At 60.8% G+C, this 19,345-nt stretch carries 17 protein-coding genes; 15 read left to right on the top strand and 2 right to left on the bottom strand.

All coding sequences use genetic code 11. The features are described from left to right. The first annotated feature begins 48 nt into the window (after positions 1 to 48). Together ACIOWA_RS07280 and ACIOWA_RS07275 are read left to right on the top strand one after the other, a co-directional pair. Positions 49 to 870 (top strand): aldo/keto reductase, encoded by an 822-nt coding sequence (locus tag ACIOWA_RS07280; RefSeq protein WP_401159030.1) that lies wholly within the window; start codon positions 49 to 51, stop codon positions 868 to 870. Between the two features lie 28 nt (positions 871 to 898). After that, positions 899 to 1,369: a DUF1810 domain-containing protein gene (locus tag ACIOWA_RS07275; RefSeq protein WP_339431938.1), complete on the top strand. Its 471-nt coding sequence runs from the start codon at positions 899 to 901 to the stop codon at positions 1,367 to 1,369. Here the strand turns inward: ACIOWA_RS07275 and ACIOWA_RS07270 are convergent. Further along, the gene (locus tag ACIOWA_RS07270; protein ID WP_401159028.1) at positions 1,334 to 3,694 is read right to left on the bottom strand and encodes a DNA polymerase II; all 2,361 of its coding nucleotides are present in this window, start codon (positions 3,692 to 3,694) and stop codon (positions 1,334 to 1,336) included. The two genes, ACIOWA_RS07275 and ACIOWA_RS07270, sit on opposite strands and share 36 nt — an antisense overlap. Before the next feature lie 198 nt (positions 3,695 to 3,892). On the opposite strand from ACIOWA_RS07270, the gene ACIOWA_RS07265 reads away from it, so the two are divergent. Further along, the gene (locus ACIOWA_RS07265) at positions 3,893 to 4,333 is read left to right on the top strand and encodes a CBS domain-containing protein (protein ID WP_339431936.1); all 441 of its coding nucleotides are present in this window, start codon (positions 3,893 to 3,895) and stop codon (positions 4,331 to 4,333) included. A gap of 46 nt (positions 4,334 to 4,379) precedes the next feature. On the opposite strand, the gene ACIOWA_RS07260 is transcribed toward ACIOWA_RS07265, so the two are convergent. Beyond that, complete coding sequence (locus ACIOWA_RS07260; protein WP_339431935.1) at positions 4,380 to 5,003, bottom strand: glutathione S-transferase N-terminal domain-containing protein; 624 nt, start codon at positions 5,001 to 5,003, stop codon at positions 4,380 to 4,382. Between the two features lie 1,111 nt (positions 5,004 to 6,114). On the opposite strand from ACIOWA_RS07260, the gene ACIOWA_RS07255 reads away from it, so the two are divergent. The 12 genes from ACIOWA_RS07255 to ACIOWA_RS07200 all read left to right on the top strand — a co-directional run bounded on the left by ACIOWA_RS07255 (position 6,115) and on the right by ACIOWA_RS07200 (position 19,329). Beyond that, on the top strand, positions 6,115 to 6,927 hold the full coding sequence (locus ACIOWA_RS07255; protein ID WP_401159025.1) for an energy transducer TonB: 813 nt from the start codon (positions 6,115 to 6,117) through the stop codon (positions 6,925 to 6,927). A 67-nt stretch (positions 6,928 to 6,994) separates the two neighbouring features. After that, the gene (locus tag ACIOWA_RS07250) at positions 6,995 to 7,681 is read left to right on the top strand and encodes a MotA/TolQ/ExbB proton channel family protein (RefSeq protein ID WP_401159065.1); all 687 of its coding nucleotides are present in this window, start codon (positions 6,995 to 6,997) and stop codon (positions 7,679 to 7,681) included. Next, the gene (locus ACIOWA_RS07245) at positions 7,681 to 8,082 is read left to right on the top strand and encodes a biopolymer transporter ExbD (protein WP_339431932.1); all 402 of its coding nucleotides are present in this window, start codon (positions 7,681 to 7,683) and stop codon (positions 8,080 to 8,082) included. The genes ACIOWA_RS07250 and ACIOWA_RS07245 overlap by 1 nt, the downstream gene beginning before the upstream one ends. A gap of 208 nt (positions 8,083 to 8,290) precedes the next feature. Next, entirely contained in the window at positions 8,291 to 11,002 is a 2,712-nt protein-coding gene (locus tag ACIOWA_RS07240) for a TonB-dependent receptor (protein WP_339431931.1), read from the top strand. A 150-nt stretch (positions 11,003 to 11,152) separates the two neighbouring features. Then, positions 11,153 to 13,018: an extracellular solute-binding protein gene (locus tag ACIOWA_RS07235; protein WP_401159023.1), complete on the top strand. Its 1,866-nt coding sequence runs from the start codon at positions 11,153 to 11,155 to the stop codon at positions 13,016 to 13,018. 1 nt (position 13,019) lies between these two features. Then, on the top strand, positions 13,020 to 14,084 hold the full coding sequence (locus tag ACIOWA_RS07230; RefSeq protein ID WP_339431929.1) for a microcin C ABC transporter permease YejB: 1,065 nt from the start codon (positions 13,020 to 13,022) through the stop codon (positions 14,082 to 14,084). Then, on the top strand, positions 14,084 to 15,106 hold the full coding sequence (locus ACIOWA_RS07225) for an ABC transporter permease (RefSeq protein WP_401159021.1): 1,023 nt from the start codon (positions 14,084 to 14,086) through the stop codon (positions 15,104 to 15,106). The genes ACIOWA_RS07230 and ACIOWA_RS07225 overlap by 1 nt, the downstream gene beginning before the upstream one ends. A gap of 14 nt (positions 15,107 to 15,120) precedes the next feature. After that, positions 15,121 to 16,755: an ABC transporter ATP-binding protein gene (locus ACIOWA_RS07220; RefSeq protein ID WP_401159019.1), complete on the top strand. Its 1,635-nt coding sequence runs from the start codon at positions 15,121 to 15,123 to the stop codon at positions 16,753 to 16,755. Between the two features lie 167 nt (positions 16,756 to 16,922). Continuing rightward, positions 16,923 to 17,444 (top strand): DUF3455 domain-containing protein, encoded by a 522-nt coding sequence (locus tag ACIOWA_RS07215; RefSeq protein WP_339431926.1) that lies wholly within the window; start codon positions 16,923 to 16,925, stop codon positions 17,442 to 17,444. Positions 17,445 to 17,599: 155 nt separating this feature from the next. Then, positions 17,600 to 18,136 (top strand): sigma-70 family RNA polymerase sigma factor, encoded by a 537-nt coding sequence (locus ACIOWA_RS07210; protein ID WP_339431925.1) that lies wholly within the window; start codon positions 17,600 to 17,602, stop codon positions 18,134 to 18,136. Next, on the top strand, positions 18,133 to 18,834 hold the full coding sequence (locus tag ACIOWA_RS07205; RefSeq protein WP_401159017.1) for an anti-sigma factor domain-containing protein: 702 nt from the start codon (positions 18,133 to 18,135) through the stop codon (positions 18,832 to 18,834). Before ACIOWA_RS07210 ends, ACIOWA_RS07205 begins: the two co-directional genes overlap by 4 nt. 132 nt (positions 18,835 to 18,966) lie before the next feature. Continuing rightward, positions 18,967 to 19,329 (top strand): hypothetical protein, encoded by a 363-nt coding sequence (locus ACIOWA_RS07200; RefSeq protein WP_401159015.1) that lies wholly within the window; start codon positions 18,967 to 18,969, stop codon positions 19,327 to 19,329. The last annotated feature ends 16 nt before the right edge of the window (positions 19,330 to 19,345 follow it).

The raw sequence follows: 19,345 nt of genomic DNA, 5'->3' as shown, positions 1-19,345 counted from the left end.
ATTCTGCTGCCCACTACAGGTATCGACCCTTTCAGAAAGGAGATTTGAATGCGTACCCTCGAATTGGCTGGCGTGCAGGTTCCGGTGATTGGCCAGGGCACCTGGCGCATGGGCGAAGACCGCTCGGCACACAAGCATGAAGTGGCGGCTCTGCGCAGTGGCGTTGAACTGGGCATGACCTTGATCGACACTGCCGAAATGTATGCCGAGGGCGGTGCCGAAAGTGTTGTAGGTGAAGCCATTGCCGGTATTCGCGACCAGGTGTTTCTGGTGAGCAAGGTCTACCCGCACAACGCCAGCCGCCAAGGCATTCCGCAAGCCTGCGAGCGCAGTCTGCGCCGGCTCGACACTGATTACATCGACCTCTATCTGTTGCATTGGCGCGGCCAGTATCCACTGGAAGAAACCGTCGAAGCCTTCGAGCGCCTGCGCGAAGACGGCAAGATCGGCCGTTGGGGCGTGTCGAATTTTGACGTCGATGACCTCCAAGAGTTAGCCAATCCGGCGTGCGCCACCAATCAGGTGCTCTACAACCTGCAAGCGCGTGGCGTCGAATTCGACCTGTTGCCCCGGTGCCAACAGCAACACATGCCGCTGATGGCCTACTGTCCGATCGGTCAGGGCGGCGCGATGCTGGCAGAACCGGTACTGAAGCAGATTGCCGCTCGTCACAACGTGACCCCGGCGCAGGTTTCGCTGGCGTGGATTGTGCGTCAGGATGGCGTGGTAGCGATCCCTAAAGCGGTGCGGCCGGAACATGTGCAACTCAATGCACAAGCGGCGCAACTGCAACTCGATGCCGGGGATCTGGCAGCGCTGGACCAGGCGTTTCACGCGCCTAAGCGCAAGCAGCGGCTGGCCATGGTCTGAGCCACCGCCGACCGGCGAGAGCTTTGCGATGAGAAGCACAGATCAGAACGACCCGTTCAACCTGCAACGTTTCGTCCAGGCCCAGGACCCGGTGTTTGATCGGGTCCAGCGCGAACTCGTTGAGGGCCGCAAGCGCAGCCACTGGATGTGGTTTGTCTTCCCGCAGTTCGCAGGCTTGGGCGGCAGTGAGATGTCCCGGCGCTTCGCCATCGATACCGCCGAAGAAGCGCGAGCTTATCTCGAGCACCCGATGCTCGGCGCGCGGCTGCGTACTTGTACGCAGCTCGTGCTGAATGTGCGCCAGCGTTCGATTGCGGAGATTTTCGGCCATCCCGATGACTTGAAATTTCACTCCTCGATGACGCTGTTTGCCCAGTTCGCCGCTGAAGACAGCCTGTTCAACCAGGCGCTGGAACGCTACTTCCACGGCATCCTCGATGACTGGACGCTGCAACTGCTGGACTCAAAACAGGCCCAGTTGCCCCCCGATCAGGGTTGAAAAATCGTCGTCGACAAACGGCAGAATCGCATCCGCCACCGGTTGCAGTTGCCGGCTGATGTAGTGGTCGTAGTCGATGGCGGCGCGGCGCACTTCCAGCGGTTCGGGCCCGGCCAGGGTGATCACGTAACTGATCCAGCCACCGTTCTGGTATTGCCGTGGCCGACCGTGCCGGGCGTTGTAATCATCGGCCAGCCGCGCGGCGCGCACATGGGGCGGTACGTTGCGCTCGTAATCGTCGAGGGTGCGGCGCAGGCGCTTGCGGTAGACCAGTCGATCATCGAATTCGCCGGCCAGGGTTTTACGCACGTAGTCGCGCACATAATCCTGATACGGCTTGCGCTGGAAGATGCGCTCGTAGAGTTCCTGCTGGAATTGCCGGGCCAGCGGCGACCAGTCGGTGCGTACGGTTTCAAGGCCTTTGTAGACCATTTCTTCGCTGCCGTCGGCACGGCTCACCAGGCCGGCGTAGCGCTTCTTGCTGCCCTCCTCCGCGCCACGAATGGTCGGCATCAGGAAGCGTTTGTAGTGAACCTCGAACTGCAATTCGAGGGCGCTTTGCAGCCCGTATTCGTCACGCACGTGCTCGCGCCACCAGTCGTTGACATGCTTGACCAGCGCTTGCCCGATGCTTGCCGCCTCTTCCTGCCCGTGGGGGCGACGCAGCCAGACAAACGTGGAGTCGGTGTCGCCATAGATCACCGCGTGGCCCTGTTCTTCGATCAGCGTTCGCGTACGCAGCATGATTTCGTGGCCGCGCAGGGTGATCGACGACGCCAGCCGCGTATCGAAGAACCGGCAACCGCTGGAGCCGAGCACGCCGTAGAAGGCGTTCATGATGATCTTCAGTGCCTGCGACAACGGCGCGTTGTGCTCGCGTTTGGCAGTCTCACGCCCCTCAGCCACACGCGAGACGATGGACGGCAGGCAATGCCGGGTGCGCGAGAAACGGGCGCCACGAAAACCCGGCACCGAGTCGGCGTCGTCAGGATGTTGCAAGCCTTCGATCAGCCCCACCGGGTCAATCAGAAACGTGCGGATGATCGAGGGATAAAGGCTTTTGTAGTCGAGCACCAGCACCGACTCATACAGCCCTGGCTGCGACTCCATGACAAAACCGCCAGGGCTGGCTTGCGGCGCATTGGTGCCCAGGTTCGGCGCCACAAACCCTTGGCGGTGCATCAACGGCATGTACAAATGCGTGAACGCCGCCACCGAGCCGCCGCTGCGATCCGCCGGCAGGCCGGTCACACTGGCGCGCTCCAGCAAGAAGGTCAGCAGTTGGGTCTTGGCGAAAATCCGCGTGACCAGTTCGCAGTCTTTAAGGTTGTATTTGGCCAGCGCCGGTTTGTCCTCGGCGAACATGCGGTTGATTTCGTCCATGCGTTGGTACGGGTTGTCGATGGACTTGCCTTCGCCGAGCAATGTCTGAGCGACGTTTTCCAGGCTGAACGAAGGAAAACTCCAGGTCGCCGAGCGCAGGGATTCGATGCCATCAATGATCAGCCGCCCCGCTGCCGAGGCGAAATAATGATGGCGGCTGCCGTGCTCGCGCCACTGCATTTCCTCGCCGCCCCGGCCGAGCTTCAGCGGTACGCCGAGGCGTCGTGCGTGTTCGTGAAGGATGCGCAGGTCGAACTGCACCACGTTCCAGCCGATGATTGCGTCGGGGTCATGGCGGGCGAACCAGTCATTGAGTTCTTTCAAGATGACCGTGCGCGAGTCGCAGTACTGGAGGTCGAAGTCGACGATGCTGGCGTCACCGTTCGCCGTGCCGAGCATGTACACCTGACGCTCGCCGCAGCCTTCCAGGGCGATGGAATACAGCTCGCCGGTTTCGGTGGTTTCGATGTCCAGCGAGACCAGGCGCAGTTTCGGCCGGTATTCGGGGGCGGGTTTGAGGTGGGCGTTGAGCAGCGTGCCGTCAGCATCGGGCGTGCCGTTGAACCACACCGGGGCGGTGATGAAGCGTTCCATCAGAAAGCGTTCCGGTGGGCGCACATCGGCCTCGAAGACATCGACGCCGGCGCGGTTGAGCGCCGTTTCCAGGCGCATCAACTGGCCGTGCTGCTGGCAATACAGACCCAGTACCGGACGATGTTCGAAATCCTGCAGGGCCAGCGGGCGCAGTTCCACATTCTTTTCGTCATGCAGCAAACGTTCGGCGGCTTCGCGCTGCTCGGCGGGGATAAACGCGACTGACGGCTGATGAGGAAGGCGCACACGGCGCGGCCCGGCATCGGTCGCCAGCCAGAACTCGACTTCGGTGCCGGCCGGGGTATCGCGCCAATGCCGGGTCAGGACGAAGCCCTGCTGTAAATCCACCACTGCAACCTCAGAAATTGAAACACTGGGGCATTCTACGCGGCATTGCACGGCATGGCCCTTGTGATAAATGTCCGACAAACGCTGAAAAAACCGTCAAATGACGTTTTTTGCGTGCTATCTGCCGCTTTGCCACCTTGCCCTGAGCGCCAGTGTCTACGATGCTTGGATAACAACGACAACACCTGAGTAACTGCCATGAAGACCGTCGCCCAACTGCTCAAGCTCAAAGATCAGAAAAATCAGGAAGTGCACCAGATCAAACCTGATCACATGGTGCTCGAAGCGCTGATGAAGATGGCCGAGAAAAACGTCGGCGCCTTGCTGGTGGTGGAGAACGATGAGGTGCTGGGCATCATCAGTGAACGCGATTACGCACGCAAACTGGTGCTGCATGGCCGCTCATCGGTGGGCACGCCCGTGCGCGACATCATGGTCTCGCCAGTGATCACGGTGGACACTCACCAGACTGTCGACACGTGCCTGAGCATCATGTCCGACAAACGCCTGCGTCACTTGCCGGTAGTGCAAGACGGCAAACTGATCGGGCTGCTGTCGATTGGTGACCTGGTGAAAGAGGCGATTGCCGAACAGGCCGAGCTGATCAAACAGCTGGAGCAGTACATTCGCGGGGAGTGATCTCCAATGCAACACAATGCCCGCTCCCACTTTGGACCCTCGCTGTTCAGGAAGGCCAATGCCGGGCAAACACCGGTGCCAGCACCGGATGCCGATCAATGCGCTGTAGCCAGGCATAAAACCCCGGGCGCGTCTGGCGCAAATGCTCGCGGCTGCCCGCCCAGCGCGTCACCACTGCCGCCAACACATCCAGCGCTCCCGGTATTTCGTCGTCCAGGTACAACTCGGCGGAGAACTGGTCGGCGAACACTTCCCAACTCCAGTGCAAGCGCTCGCGGGCGCCAGCCATCAGATTCTGCCGCGCCGCTTCGTCAGGCATCACCAGCCAGCGCTCGGGGTAGTCAACGACTCCGACCGCCGCGTAGCAATTGCTGACGATATACACCAGGCCGCGAATGGCCTGATCGCGAGCGTCAGCCTTGGCGGGCAGCAATCCAGACTTGGGAAAGGTCAGGCCCAGATGAATCAGAATCGCCGCGCTCTCGGTGATCGCACGGCCATCGGGCAGTTGCAGGGTCGGGATCTGTTTCAGTGGATTGAGTTGCGCCAACGCCTCGGCGGCTTCGGCGCTGGCTTCGATATCAATGAAGCGATAAGCAATCTGGCACAGTTCCAGCGCCGCTTCGATGGCGGCTGCGCCTGAGTTGCGGTGTCCGTAGAGTTGATACATACACTCTCCTGCTCAAGGCCAACCCAACACATCAGACTCAAGGGTAGATGCCCACGGCCCTGATGTAGAAATATTCTTGCCTTTGTGTCCTGATTGGCACGCTTTTCCCATGCACTCGCCACTTGCGAATTCAAGCCTCGCAAAACAGCGCTGACGGTGCCCATCCCGCACCAAGAGCAATCATCGAACGCTATCCGCGTTCTTGTAAGGTGCGATACCGAACCAAAAGTTCGCGTATCCGAGCTGGCAACAAGGAGTTCACCGCGTGAGTCTTCAATCGCTCTGCCGCGTCACTGCCCGTTTACCGCGATCGGCCCAAAGACGTGTTCACCTGAACAGTCCAGACGGGCACAACATTTACTTTATTACCTGACCCAAGCGACCACGCATTGTGTTCGGCGCGGAGTTACGCGCCGACGGCGGCGTGTTATTTATTTTTTAAATACAACACATTAAGTGACTGTACCTGCGATGCTTAAATGCTGCAGCAGCCGATTGTCGAACAATAACTTCCAACACTTCAAATGCACCAAAAGCGCTCTTCCAACCTTAACTAAGCAACACTTTAAACATCGACTTCATTTAAACAAAAACAAGGAACATGGCCTGTGACCCGCTAAAACATTGACCCGCACCAAATCAGTCCGCCTCGCACCATCAAGTGCCCCGACTGACCAGAACGCGACCGCTCTATCTCGCCAACCGGCACGATACAGCGCACGGTCTGACTCGCCTGCAAAAAAGCCCCGGAATACGGAGTTGTGGAGATTCATGCGCCGGAGAAAACCCCGGCCGCCCATAAAACTTATATAAATGCGACATGGGTAACAGCGATGAAATACTCGCGCTACATTTCAGCAACATCTGGCACAACGGTTGCAAACACGAAGATGCACAACAGCCAAAACCGACAAAGAAGAACACCAGGGAATGGATGATGAACATGCGAACTCGATAGCGCCACGCCGGTAACTGTACGCAAGCTTTGTTTAATAGATAGTTCAACTATCGGCTTACGCACACCCAAAAGAAAGTTGCACCCACCCACTCGAACATGACGCCAATGTTCGGACGGCAACTTATTGCCCTTCATCCACCCGAGGGAGCTTTAATGAACGATGCGGTAAAGCACAGAACCCTGCCGGGACCGTTACGGGAAACGCCGATCCCGCCGGCTTCGGGCAGGCCGGCCTTCAAAGCCAACACGTCGCAACCCGGCGGTTTGAACAAACAGCAGATGGTGTTGCTGGTTGCCGTGTCGGCATTGATACACGGCGGCGCCTGGTGGTTTCTTCAACAGAGCCGACCCGAGCCACTGCCGACGCCACCGCAGATCCCGGAAATGACCGTCGAGCTGACCAGCCCGACGCCACCGGCACCGCCTACGCCCGAGCCGCCGCCACCACCGCCACCCGAACCCGAGCAACCGGTGGAAGACGAAGACGCGGTCAAGCCGCCCCCCAAACCGGTGGAGAAGCCCAAGCCCATCGAAAAACCGAAACCGGTGCAAAAACCCAAACCGGTGAAGAAAGTCGAGCCGCCAAAAGCTCCGCCCGCCCCGGCGCAACCAGCCGCCCCGGCCGCCCCTGCCACCCCGAGTGCGCCACCGGCTCCGGCCGCCGCGCCGGGCCCGGTCAAGGAATCGGCCGCCATTTCCGGCCTTGCCAGCCTCGGCAACCCACCGCCGCAATACCCGTCCCTGGCGCTGCGGCGTAACTGGGAGGGCCGCGTGGTGCTGCGCATTCAGGTGCTGGCCAGCGGTCGCGCCGGCTCGGTGACGGTGACCAAGTCCAGTGGCAAGCCGCAATTGGATGACGCCGCCGTCGCCGCGGTGAAGAACTGGAAATTCATTCCAGCCAAGCGCGGTGACACGCCGATAGACGGCTTCGCCACACAGACCATCGATTTCAAATTGCCGCAATAACAGAACGCTCAATCAACGCACAACCGAATAACGCAAGCGAGGTGTAACCATGAACGATTTGTCTTCGATGATTGTCCCCGGTGTGCTCTGGGGCCTGGTGCTGTTTTCCGTGGTCAGTTGGGCGATCCTGCTGGTCAAGTCGGCGCAATACCTGCGCCAGAAAACGCAGAACAAACAGTTCAGCAAAGCCTTCTGGGGCGCGCCGGACCTGCTCACCGCCGCAGAACATGCCAGCCAATACCCCGGCGCCCTGGCGCGCATCGCCAGCAGCGGGTTCGAAGCGTTGTTGGTCGAAGAATCGCCGCGTACCACTCAGCAACTGGCGCACACCATCAACCGGTCGGATCGCCTGGAACGCAACCTGCGCCAGCAGATCCAGAAAGAACGCCGCTCGCTGGAAAACGGTCAGGCGATCCTCGCCAGTATCGGTAGCACGGCGCCCTTCATTGGCCTGTTCGGCACCGTATGGGGAATCATGGAAGCGCTGAAAAGCATCGGCGAGACCGGTTCGGCCAGCCTTGAAGCCGTCGCCGGCCCTATCGGCCATGCATTGATCGCCACGGGCGTGGGGATCGCCGTCGCCGTGCCGGCAGTGCTGATTTACAACTTCTTCCTGCGTCGACTCAAACTCGCCTCGGCCGACATGGACGACTTCGCCCATGACTTCGACGCCCTCGCCTCGCGCAGTGCGTTTTCCGTCAACCGTCAGGCCATTGCCAGCAAAACCACAGCCGCCGTGCGGGAGGCCAGCTGATGTCCTTCTCCACTCAAGACAGCGATGAAGTGCTCAGCGAAATGAACGTCACGCCGCTGGTGGACGTGATGCTCGTGTTGCTGGTGGTGTTCATCGTCACCGCGCCGCTGATGACCAACGCGATCAAGGTCAACCTGCCAAAAACCGACGCCGTCGCCCCCGCTGAGAAAAAAGACCCAGTGGTGGTCAGCGTCGATCAGGACGGCAAGTTTTATCTGGCCAAGACCGAACTGGCCCCGGAATCCCTGGAGGCCAGCCTCAAGGAGGTCAAGGCCAAGGATGCCGATGTGCGCGTTCAGCTTCAGGCCGACTCCGCGGTCAACTATGGGCAGGTGGCCAAGGCCATGGCGTCCATCGAACGCTCGGGCATCAGCAAAATATCGGTGATGACCACCCACTGAGTGCGGTGCCGGGCGCGCCTTGAGAAACGCGCCCGATACCGCTGATCGAATCCCGTCGCAACCCGCCGACCGAAAAACGCAACGCGCCTTTCGGAGGGGATCGGCTTGCTTGAAGAAAGTGGTTTTCCGCACGAGGTATCACCGAAAGCGGAGCAATGAGGGGCTCACAAGGCCAATTCGATAACGTCTGATAAAGTCGGAAACAACCATGCTGATGAACACTCCACGCTTCACGCTCAAACCATTGGTGGCCACGATTTCTCGCCACCGTTTTGTTCCGCTGTATCTGGTGGCCATGGGGATGGGCGCCGGGACCGTGCAAGCGGCCGAGGACGAGAATGCGGCTGTTCCGGCAGCCGCCGCGGTCGTTGCGCCGACCACGCAACTGCAACGGGTCGAAGTGACCGGTTCGGCGATTCGCCGGGTCGATGCCGAAACGGCGGTACCGATCACTATTCTCAAGGCCGATGAGCTGCGCAAACAGGGCGTGACCACCACCGCCGAACTGGTGCAGCGCATCACCGGCAGCCAGTCGATCAACAACAGTGCCGGCTCGGTTGGCGCCGCCACCGGTGGCGCTTCGTTCGCCGACATGCGTGGCATCGGCGCCAACAAAACCCTGGTGCTGCTCAACGGTCGACGCCTGGCCAACAACGCGTTGTCAGGCACCAACTCCGCCGGCGGCGCGGTGGACCTGAACATGATCCCGTTTGCCGCGATCGAGCGCGTGGAAGTGCTGCGCGACGGCGCCTCGGCGCTCTACGGCACCGACGCCATCGGCGGCGTGATCAACTTCATCACCAAAAAATCCCTGACTGACGGCCAACTCACCCTCGGCGGCGAAACCCCGACCCACAGTGGCGGCGGTGCGACCAAGGACATGAGCGCCAGTTGGGGCTTCGGTGACCTGGAAGAAGACCGCTTCAACGTGCTCGGTGTGTTCAATTACAACAAGCAGCAGAACCTCGACGCCAATGACCGCTCCTTCGCCCGCGACTACGTGCCCGGGCGCGGCCTGGATCAGACCTCCGGCACCGCGTTCCCCGGCAACTACAGCCAGAACGGCAACGCAACCAACCCGTTGGCCAGCAGCAATTGCAACGGGCCTAACCTGGTGGCGCGCGATGGCGTGTGCCGCTTCAGCACCCGTGAATACATCGACCTGGTGCCACAAACCGAGAAGACATCTTTCTTCGGCAAGACCACCGGCAAACTGGCGGACGACCACAACGTCAACCTCGAGTACTTCTGGTCGCGCAACAACAACGCCACGGCGGTCGGTCCCGCGCCACTGACCGGCCTGAGCCTGGATGCCTCATCGCCCTACTACCCCGGCAACGGCATCACGCCAGGCCCCACCGGGTTCGCCCTCGACCCCACCCAACCCGTGGATGTGAACTGGCGCGAAACCGCCGCCGGCCCGCGTGAGTCGAAAGACCAGAACACCAGCCAGCGCTTCTTGCTGAGCTTCGACGGTCTGGTCGGCGGCTGGGATTACAACGTCGGCGCCTCGTACAACCAGAACAAAATCGTTTCCAGCGTCACCAGCGGTTATGTCAGCGATCAAGCCATGATCGATGGTCTGGCCAGCGGCCTGCTCAATCCGTTCGGCCCGCAATCGGCTGCCGGTCAGCAGTACATCGACAACGCTGCCTACCACGGTGCCTACTCCACCGCTGTTGGCCGGGTCGCCGGTTTCGACGGTCGGATCAGCCGCGAAATCGGTGACTGGTTCGGTGCCGGTCCATCCGGTCTGGCGTTGGGCGGCGAGTACCGCAAAGAGAAATTCCATCAGGACTTCGAGCAGTTTGCCGGCGACATTCAGAGCCTGGGTATCGACCCGGCCGGCAGCGTCGAAGGCGACCGCAGCGTGAAAGCCGCCTACGCGGAAATCAACGTACCGGTGCTCGACAGCCTCGAACTGTCCGCCGCCGTACGCCACGACAAATACAGCGACTTCGGCAGCACCACCAACCCGAAATACTCGTTCCGCTACCAGCCGCTCAAAGAACTGGTGGTGCGTGGCGCGTACAGCGAAGGCTTCCGTGCGCCGTCGCTTTACGAGCTGTATTCACCGCGCAGCATCACGTACACCCAGGGCTACTACAACGATCCGGTGCTGTGTACCGGCGGCGTGGTGCAACCGGGCGGCAACGGCGGGCGCGATTGCGGTCAGCAGTTCCTCAACCAGATCGGCGGCAACGAGGATCTGGCCCCGGAGAAGGCACGCAACGTGACACTGGGCTTCGTTTATCAGCCAATGAGCAACCTTTCCGTGGGCCTGGATTTCTGGTGGATTCACATCTCCAATCAGATCCAGCCATTCCCGGAGTCCACCGTGTTTGATCAGGCCGGCAGCTACTCCGACCGCTTCGTGCGCAACGCCGACGGCACGCTCAACTACATCGTCACCGGCAACGCCAACCTGGGCATCGTCGAAACCAACGGCATCGATGTGTCGCTCGATTATCGTTTCCCGAATACCCCGTACGGCCAGTTCGGTCTCGGGCTGCAGGGCACCTACGTCGACGAATACGACTTCCAGAGCACCATCAAAGGTCCGTTCACCGACAAGGTCGGCGACTTCCAGGGTGACGGCGTGGTTGCGCGCTGGAAGCACAACCTGACCGGCAGCTGGACCTTCGGCGCGGCACGGGCGTCGCTGACCAACCGCTTCACCACCGGCTACAACGACTACGACCGCGATACCCACGCGCGGGTCGCGTCGTATTCGGTGTGGGATCTGTCGGCCGGCTACACCTTCGACAAGGTGCTGGACGTGGACGCGGGGATGAAAAACATGTTCGACCGCAACCCACCGTTCTCCAACCAGGCTTACAACTTCCAGAGCGGCTATGACCCGCGCTACACCGACCCGCTGGGCCGCACGCTGTTCGCGCGCATGACTTACCACTTCTAACCGCAAACACCAGATGTCTCCCCTGTGGGAGGGGGCTTGCTCCCGAAGGCGATGTGTCAGTCAACACCCCCTTCACTGATCCATCGCCTTCGGGAGCAGCCCCTTCCCACAGATTGATCTGTGTGCATTCAGGAATTAAGGAGTGACTTCATGACTTTCATGCGCAACATGGCCGCTCTGCTGCTCGGCAGCACGCTGCTGTGCAACGCGGCACCTGCGCTGGCCGTCGGCAGCTATGCGATGACGGTGTACGGCGAAGCGCCGAAATACCCGGCGGGTTTTCAGCATTTCGATTTCGTCGATCCCCACGCGCCCAAGGGTGGCTCACTCAGCCGCGCGTCGATGGAGATTGGCCAATACAACTACATCACCCCGTATGCCGATCAGGGCATTTCCGTGGTGCAGGTCAACGATTGGGTGTATTCGCCGCTGGCGTTCCGTTCGCTGGACGAGCCCTACACCGTCTACGGCCTGGTCGCGCAGCAGATGGAGCGCGATCGCGCAGGACTCTGGGTGCGTTTCACCCTGAACCCCAAGGCACGCTTCGCCGACGGCACGCCGATCACCGCCGAAGACGTGCGCTACACCTTCAACCTGCTGATGACCAAGGGCAGCCTGAGTTATCGCCAGCAATACGCCGACGTGCAGGACGTGTTGATCGAAGGCCCAAAGCAGGTGCGTTTCACCTTCAAGAACAATCTGAATCGCACGCTGGCGCTGGATCTGGCGACGATGCGCGTGGTGCCCGAACACTGGTGGAAAACCCGCGACTTCGCCAATGGCGGCGGTTTCGAGCCCCCGCTGGGCAGCGGCCCGTACCGGGTCAGCAAGGTCGACGCCGGGCGCAGCATCAGTTTCGAGCGCGACCCGCACTGGTGGGGCAAAGACCTGCCGGTCAGTCGCGGGATGTACAACTTCGACACCCTTACGGTGAATTTCTACGGCGACACCGACGTCGCCCGACAATTGCTGCAGGCCGGCGCATTCGACTACAACCGCGAGTTTTCATCCTCCGGTTATGTGGTCGGCTACGACAGCCCGGCGCTGCGCGATGGGCGCCTGCAACAGTCAATCCTCGCCCCGGAAAAACCGACGGCGGCGCAGGGCTTCGTGTTCAACCTGCAAAACCCGATTTTCCAGGATCGCCGCGTGCGTCAGGCGATCAGCCTGTTGTGGGATTTCGAGTGGACCAACAAGCAGATGATGCGCGGCTTCTACGTGCGTCAGAACAGCTACTGGCCCAAAAGCGAAATGGCCGCCACCGCGCTGCCTGACGCCGAGGAACTGAAAATCCTCGAACCGCTGCGCGGGCAGATCCCCGACGAAGTATTTACCGAGGTCTACAAGGCGCCGGAAACCGATGGCAGCGGCTATATCCGTGACAAGCAATTGCAGGCGCTGAAGCTGCTGGCCGAGGCCGGCTGGACGGCGAAAAACAATCGGTTGGTCAACGCCAACGGTGAGCCGCTGGCGTTCACCTTTCTCGACGGTCAGGGCGGCTTCGACCGCATGTTGCTGCCGTTCAAACGCACCCTCGCGCAGATCGGCATCACCCTCAATCTGCGCCGGATCGATTCGGCGCAGTACGTCAATCGGCTTAATGCCCGGGACTACGACATGATCGTCACCAGTTTCCCGCGCAGCGGCGATCCGATCGTCTCTCCCGGCCGCGAGTTGTACAGCCTCTACGCCTCGCAAAGTGCCACGCAAGTCGGCAGTTCCAACTCGATGGTGTTGGCCAACCCGGCGGTTGATCAGTTGATCGACGGCCTGGTCCAGGCCAACACCCGCGACGCCATGGTGCATTACGCCCGCGCCCTCGACCGGGTGCTGCAATGGGGTTACTACATGATTCCCAACTACTACTCCAAGGGCACGCCGACGGTGTACCAGAACCGTTTCGGCATGCCGCCGGTGCAACCGGCGTACGACGAAGGCCTCAACACCTGGTGGGAAGTCTCGGCCAAGCCGTTGACCACGCAACAGATGCACGCACAACGTGCGGGGGGCCAGTGACATGCTGCGCTATCTGAGTCGACGCCTGCTGCTGATCATCCCGACGTTGCTGTGCATTCTGGTGGTCAACTTCCTCATCGTGCAGGCCGCGCCGGGTGGCCCGGTGGAGCAAGCCATCGCCCGCCTGCAAGGCTTTGGCGGGCACAGCATGGGCGGTGGTGGCGAGGTCGCGGCAATTGGCGGCGCCGGGCGCAGCAGTCGCGGTCTGGACCCGGCGCTGATCGAAGAAATCAAACACCACTACGGATTCGACAAACCGCTGCATGAACGCCTGTGGCTGATGCTGAAAAACTACGCGCAACTGGATCTGGGCAGCAGTTTTTTTCGTGGCGCCAAGGTTACCGACCTGATCATTCAGAAACTGCCGGTGTCGCTGTCCCTCGGCTTGTGGGCGACGCTGATCACCTATCTGATCTCGATCCCGCTGGGTATCGGCAAAGCGGTCAAGAACGGCAGCGCCTTCGATGTCTGGAGCAGCACGGCGATCATCATCGGCTATGCGATGCCGGCGTTTCTGTTCGCGATTCTGCTGATCGTGGTGTTTGCCGGCGGCAGCTACGTCAACTGGTTCCCGGTGCAAGGGCTGTTCTCGGATGACTTCGACAGCCTCAGCACGCTGGGCAAGGTCGGCGACTACCTCTGGCACCTGGTGTTGCCGGTGACCGCATTGGTGATCGGCGGCTTCGCCACACTGACGATCCTGACCAAGAACAGCTTCCTCAACGAGATCAGCCGCCAGTACGTCATCACGGCGCGGGCCAAGGGTTTGACCGAACGGCGCGTGCTTTACGGCCATGTGTTTCGCAACGCCATGCTGCTGGTGGTCGCCGGGGTGCCGTCGGCACTGATCGAGGTGTTCTTCGCCGGTTCCTTGCTGATCGAAACCCTCTTCAACCTCGACGGCCTCGGGCGCATGAGTTACGAGGCGGCGGTGTCGCGGGACTATCCGGTGGTGTTCGGCGCGCTGTTTCTGTTCACCCTGTTCGGCCTGCTGATCAAGTTGATCGGCGACCTCTGCTACACCCTGCTCGACCCGCGCATCGACTTCTCGGCGAGGACTGCCTGATGTTCACTCTCTCTCCTCTGGGCCAGCGCCGTGTCGCTCAATTCAAGGCCAACCGGCGCGGGTGCTGGTCACTGTGGCTGTTCATCGGTCTGTGCCTGATCTGCCTGGGTGGCGAATTGATCGCCAACGACAAACCGTTGGTGATCCGCTACCACGACGCCTATTACTTCCCCATCCTCAGTGATTACCTGGAAACCGATTTCGGCGGCGAGCTGCCGTTCCAGCCGGACTATGCCAGCGCCTACGTACACAAACTGATCGAGGATCAGGGCGGCTGGATGCTGTTCCCGCCGATCCCGTTCAGTGACGACACGGTCAATTACGACCTCACCGAACCGGCACCGAGCCCGCCTTCGACGAGCAATTGGCTGGGCACCGACGATCAGGCGCGGGACGTGTTGGCGCGAGTGATTTTCGGCACGCGGATCTCGATCCTGTTTGCGTTGATCCTCACCGGCATCAGCGCATTGATCGGCATCGTGGCCGGGGCGTTGCAGGGTTACTACGGCGGCTGGGTCGACTTGCTTGGGCAACGGATTCTGGAAATCTGGTCAGGGTTGCCGGTGCTGTACCTGCTGATCATTTTGTCTGGCTTCGTTTCGCCAAGCTTCTGGTGGCTGCTGGGGATCATGGCGCTGTTCTCGTGGCTGGCGCTGGTCGACGTGGTGCGCGCCGAGTTTCTCCGTGGGCGCAATCTGGAATACGTCAAAGCAGCGCGAGCCTTGGGCCTGACCGACAGCGAACTGATGCGCCGGCACATCCTGCCCAATGCGATGACATCCACCCTCACCTACCTGCCGTTCATTCTGACCGGCGCTATCGCCACCCTCACTGCGCTGGATTTTCTCGGTTTCGGCATGCCGGCGGGCACGGCGTCGCTGGGCGAGTTGATCGGCCAGGCCAAGCGCAATCTGCAAGCGCCATGGCTGGGGCTGACGGCGTTTTTCGCGTTGGCGCTGATTCTGTCGTTGCTGGTGTTTATTGGTGAGGCTTGCCGTGATGCATTCGACCCACAATCCTGATCAGCGGAGCTGACATGAACAACCATTTGATCGAGATCCGCGACCTGCGCGTCGCCTTCGCCGGGCAGGCAGTGGTGCACGGTTTGAACCTGGACATTCGCCGTGGCGAGTGTTTGGCGCTGGTCGGCGAATCCGGCTCGGGCAAGTCGGTGACGGCGCATTCGATCCTGCGCTTGCTGCCGGGTAAAACCGTCAGCAGCACGGGCAGCATCCGCTACAACGGCGTGGACTTGCTGCACGCCAGCGAGCAACAGATGCGCGGCTTGCGCGGCAACCGGATAGCGATGATTTTCCAGGAGCCGATGACTTCGCTGAACCCGTTGCACACCGTGGAAAAACAGGTCAGCGAAGTGCTGGAAATCCACAAGGGGCTGAAGGGCCGCGCCGCCCGCGCTCGCACCTTGGAGTTACTGGAACTGGTCGGCATTCGCCAACCTTTGCAGCGTTTGAAAGCCTATCCGCACCAACTCTCCGGCGGCCAGCGGCAGCGGGTGATGATCGCCATGGCGCTGGCCAACGAGCCAGAACTGTTAATCGCCGACGAACCGACCACCGCGCTCGACGTCACCGTGCAGCAGAAGATTCTTGAGCTGCTGATCGAGTTGCAACAGCGACTCGGGATGTCGCTGCTGGTGATCAGTCACGACCTCAATCTGGTCCGGCGCATCGCTCAGCGGGTGTGCGTGATGCGTCACGGCGAGATCGTCGAACAGGCCGATTGCGAAACCCTGTTTCGCGCCCCACAGCATCCTTACAGCCGCTTGTTGATCGAGGCGGAACCGAGCGGCGCACCCGTGCCGAGTCAATACGATCACAACTTGCTGGAGGTGGATGACCTGAAAGTCTGGTTCCCACTGCCCAAAGCGCTGTTCAGCCGTCAGCAGGACTACATCAAAGCGGTCGATGGCGTCAGTTTCAGCCTGCAACGGGGCAAGACCCTGGGGATTGTCGGCGAGTCCGGCTCGGGCAAATCGACGCTGGGTCAGGCGATCCTGCGGTTAGTGGAATCGCAGGGCAATATCCGTTTCGGCAACAAGCAACTGAGCCTGCTCAATCAGCGTTTGATGCGCCCGTTGCGCCGGCAGATTCAGGTGGTGTTCCAAGACCCGTTCGGCAGCCTAAGCCCGCGCATGTCGGTGCAGCAGATCATTGCCGAGGGCTTGCTGACCCATGGCATCGGCACCGAGGCTGAGCGAGAGACAGCGGTGATTCGCGTACTGGAGGAAGTCGGGCTTGATCCGCAAAGTCGTCATCGCTATCCCCATGAATTTTCCGGCGGCCAGCGCCAACGCATTTCCATCGCCCGGGCATTGGTGCTGGAACCGGCGCTGATTCTGCTCGATGAACCGACCTCGGCGCTCGATCGCACGGTGCAGAAGCAGGTGGTGGAGTTACTGCGGCAATTGCAGATCAAGCACGGGCTGACGTATTTGTTCATCAGCCATGATCTGGCGGTGGTGCATGCCCTGGCCCATGACTTGATAGTGATCAAGGATGGCAAAGTCGTTGAACAAGGTGCTTCGCGAAAGATCTTTGCGGCGCCGCAGCATCCCTATACCCAGGAACTGCTGAAAGCCTCCGGCCTCAAGCCTGAAGAAGAACCCTGTGGGAGCGGGCTTGCTCGCGAAAGCGGTGTGCCTGTTTCATGAGCTGTGATTGACCCATCGCCTTCGCGAGCAAGCCCGCTCCCACAAGGGAAATTGCGATGCCTTAAGAATATTTTCCAGGCACTGCATCCAATCGGCTCCGCCACGGGTAGTCCCTGTAACAGCCACTGTTGGCTGCCAGCGATCTACCCCTTTCGGAGAAAACACTGATGAACACCACACAGCTGATTTGCTTCACCGGTTTGCTTGCAGCCACCTCGACGGCCTTCGCCCAAAGCAGTTACCCCGACACCATCAAAGTGCCGGCCGGCCACAAGATCGCGATGGAAACCACCGGTGTCGGCGAGGTCACCTACGAGTGCCGCGACAAACCCAATATGGCCGGGCAGACCGAGTGGACCTTCGTCGGGCCGAAAGCGGTGCTCAATGATCGCAGCGGCAAGCAGGTGGGCACCTACTATGGCCCACCGGCTACCTGGCAGGCTAAAGACGGTTCGAAAATCACCGGCACGCAACTGGCGGTGGCGCCATCGGGCGCGGGCAATCTGCCCTATCAACTGGTCAAGGCCAACCCGGCCGAAGGCAAAGGCGCCATGAGCGGCGTGAGTTACATCCAGCGCGTTGCGCTCAAGGGTGGCGTGGCACCGAGCAGCGAGTGCACGGCAGCCAACAAGGGCCAGCAGGAAGTGGTGAAGTATCAGGCCGATTACATTTTCTGGGCGGCGAACTGAAGTCACAGGCTCAGCGCAAAACCTGTGGGAGCGGGCTTGCTCGCTAAAGCGGTGTAACCGTGACAGTGATGCCGACTGACACAACGCCATCGCGGGCAAGGCCGCTGCCAAAGGGCTCTGTGTGCTGAAGTTAAATGTGAGCTAGATTGCATTGCATGTCCTTACCCGAATCCGAATTCGATTACCAAGCCCGTCTCGCTGCCTGTGCCCGCGGCGAGCGAGCGGCCCTGCGCGATTTGTATGTGCAGGAGGGCCCGCGCCTGCTGGGTGTGGCCAAGCGGCTGGTGCGCGATACGGCGCTGGCGGAGGACATTGTCCATGAGGCGTTCATCAAAATCTGGAACGGTGCGGCGGGATTCGATCCGGCGCGCGGTTCGGCGCGTGGCTGGATGTTCACCGTGACCCGGCACCTGGCGCTGAATCTATTGCGCAATCAGGCCCGGGAAACGCCGTTCAGTGAAGATCATGAAATGGCCACGCACGACGATGACGGCTTCGATGCCCAGGCGCATTCGGCGCGCATTCACCGCTGCCTGGAACAGCTCGATCCACAACGCCGAAGCTGCATCCTTCACGCCTATGTCGACGGCTACAGCCATGCGCAGATTTCCACGCGTCTCGATACGCCGCTGGGCACCGTCAAAGCATGGATCAAACGCAGCCTCAACGCTTTGCGGGAGTGCATGGGATGACCACTGAATCGGCACAGGAACGCGATGAACTGGCCAGTGAATATGTGCTGGGCACGCTCCCGGCGGAAGATCGCGCCAAGGTTCAACGACGCCTGCCGACCGACCCCGAACTGCGTGCCGCGGTGGAGGCCTGGGAACGACGCCTGCTGGACCTGACCGAGCTCGCCGCGCCGCAACAGCCGTCACCACAACTCTGGCCACGGATTGAGCGCAGTGTTGAACGGCTCACACCCAAAATACATGCCTCGGTGAAAACCTCATGGTGGAATCTGCTGCCGCTGTGGCGTGGACTGACGGCTGCCGGATTGGCCGCGACATTGCTGCTCGGCTCGATCCTGCTGACCCAGACCACGCCGAAGCCGAGTTATCTGGTGGTACTGGTCGCACCGCAGGACAAGGCCCCGGGCTGGGTGATTCAGGCCAGTAATTCGCGGGAGATTCAGTTGATTCCGCTGGGCGTGGTGGAGGTGCCGGCGGACAAGGCCCTGGAATTCTGGACCAAGGCTGACGGCTGGCAAGGACCGGTGTCACTGGGCCTGGTCAAACCGGGACAGGCATTGAAAGTGCCGCTGGACAAGCTGCCCCCGCTGCAACCCAATCAGCTGTTCGAGCTGACGCTGGAAGGCGCCAACGGTTCGCCGATTGGCAAACCGACCGGGCCGATTCAGGCGATCGGGCGCGCAGTGAAGGTGTTGTGAAGCGCTAAGCTGCGAGTTCTGGCAATCATCATCGGCATCGATGTTCACAATCACGGCAATGAAGTTCTCATAAAAAATCTCCGGCGTAACATCTGCTCCATACCAACCAATAACACCCCGGAGCACACCATCATGAAACGCCAAACGCTTCTCAGCATCGCTTTCTCGGTTTTCGCAATTAACGCTTTTGCCGCAACTCCAGCGCACACGATGATCGCCGCTGATGGTTCGGATCGTCTGTACCAGAACACCGTCGCCGCCGATGGCTCGGATCGCCTGCAAGGCAACACCGTCGCCGCTGACGGCTCGGATCGCCTGCAAGGCAACACCGTCGCCGCTGACGGCTCGGATCGCTTGCAAGGCAACACCGTCGCCGCTGACGGTTCGGATCGCCTGCAAGGCAACACCGTCGCCGCTGATGGCTCGGATCGCCTGCACGGCAACACCGTCGCTGAAGGTGGTGCTGATCGTCTGAACGAACTGCGCAACGCTTGAATGAATGGCGTCATCG

Source organism: Pseudomonas sp. NPDC087614 (genome assembly GCF_044743485.1).
Lineage (GTDB): Bacteria > Pseudomonadota > Gammaproteobacteria > Pseudomonadales > Pseudomonadaceae > Aquipseudomonas > Aquipseudomonas baetica_A.
This window is presented reverse-complemented; position numbering and strand designations above follow the sequence as displayed.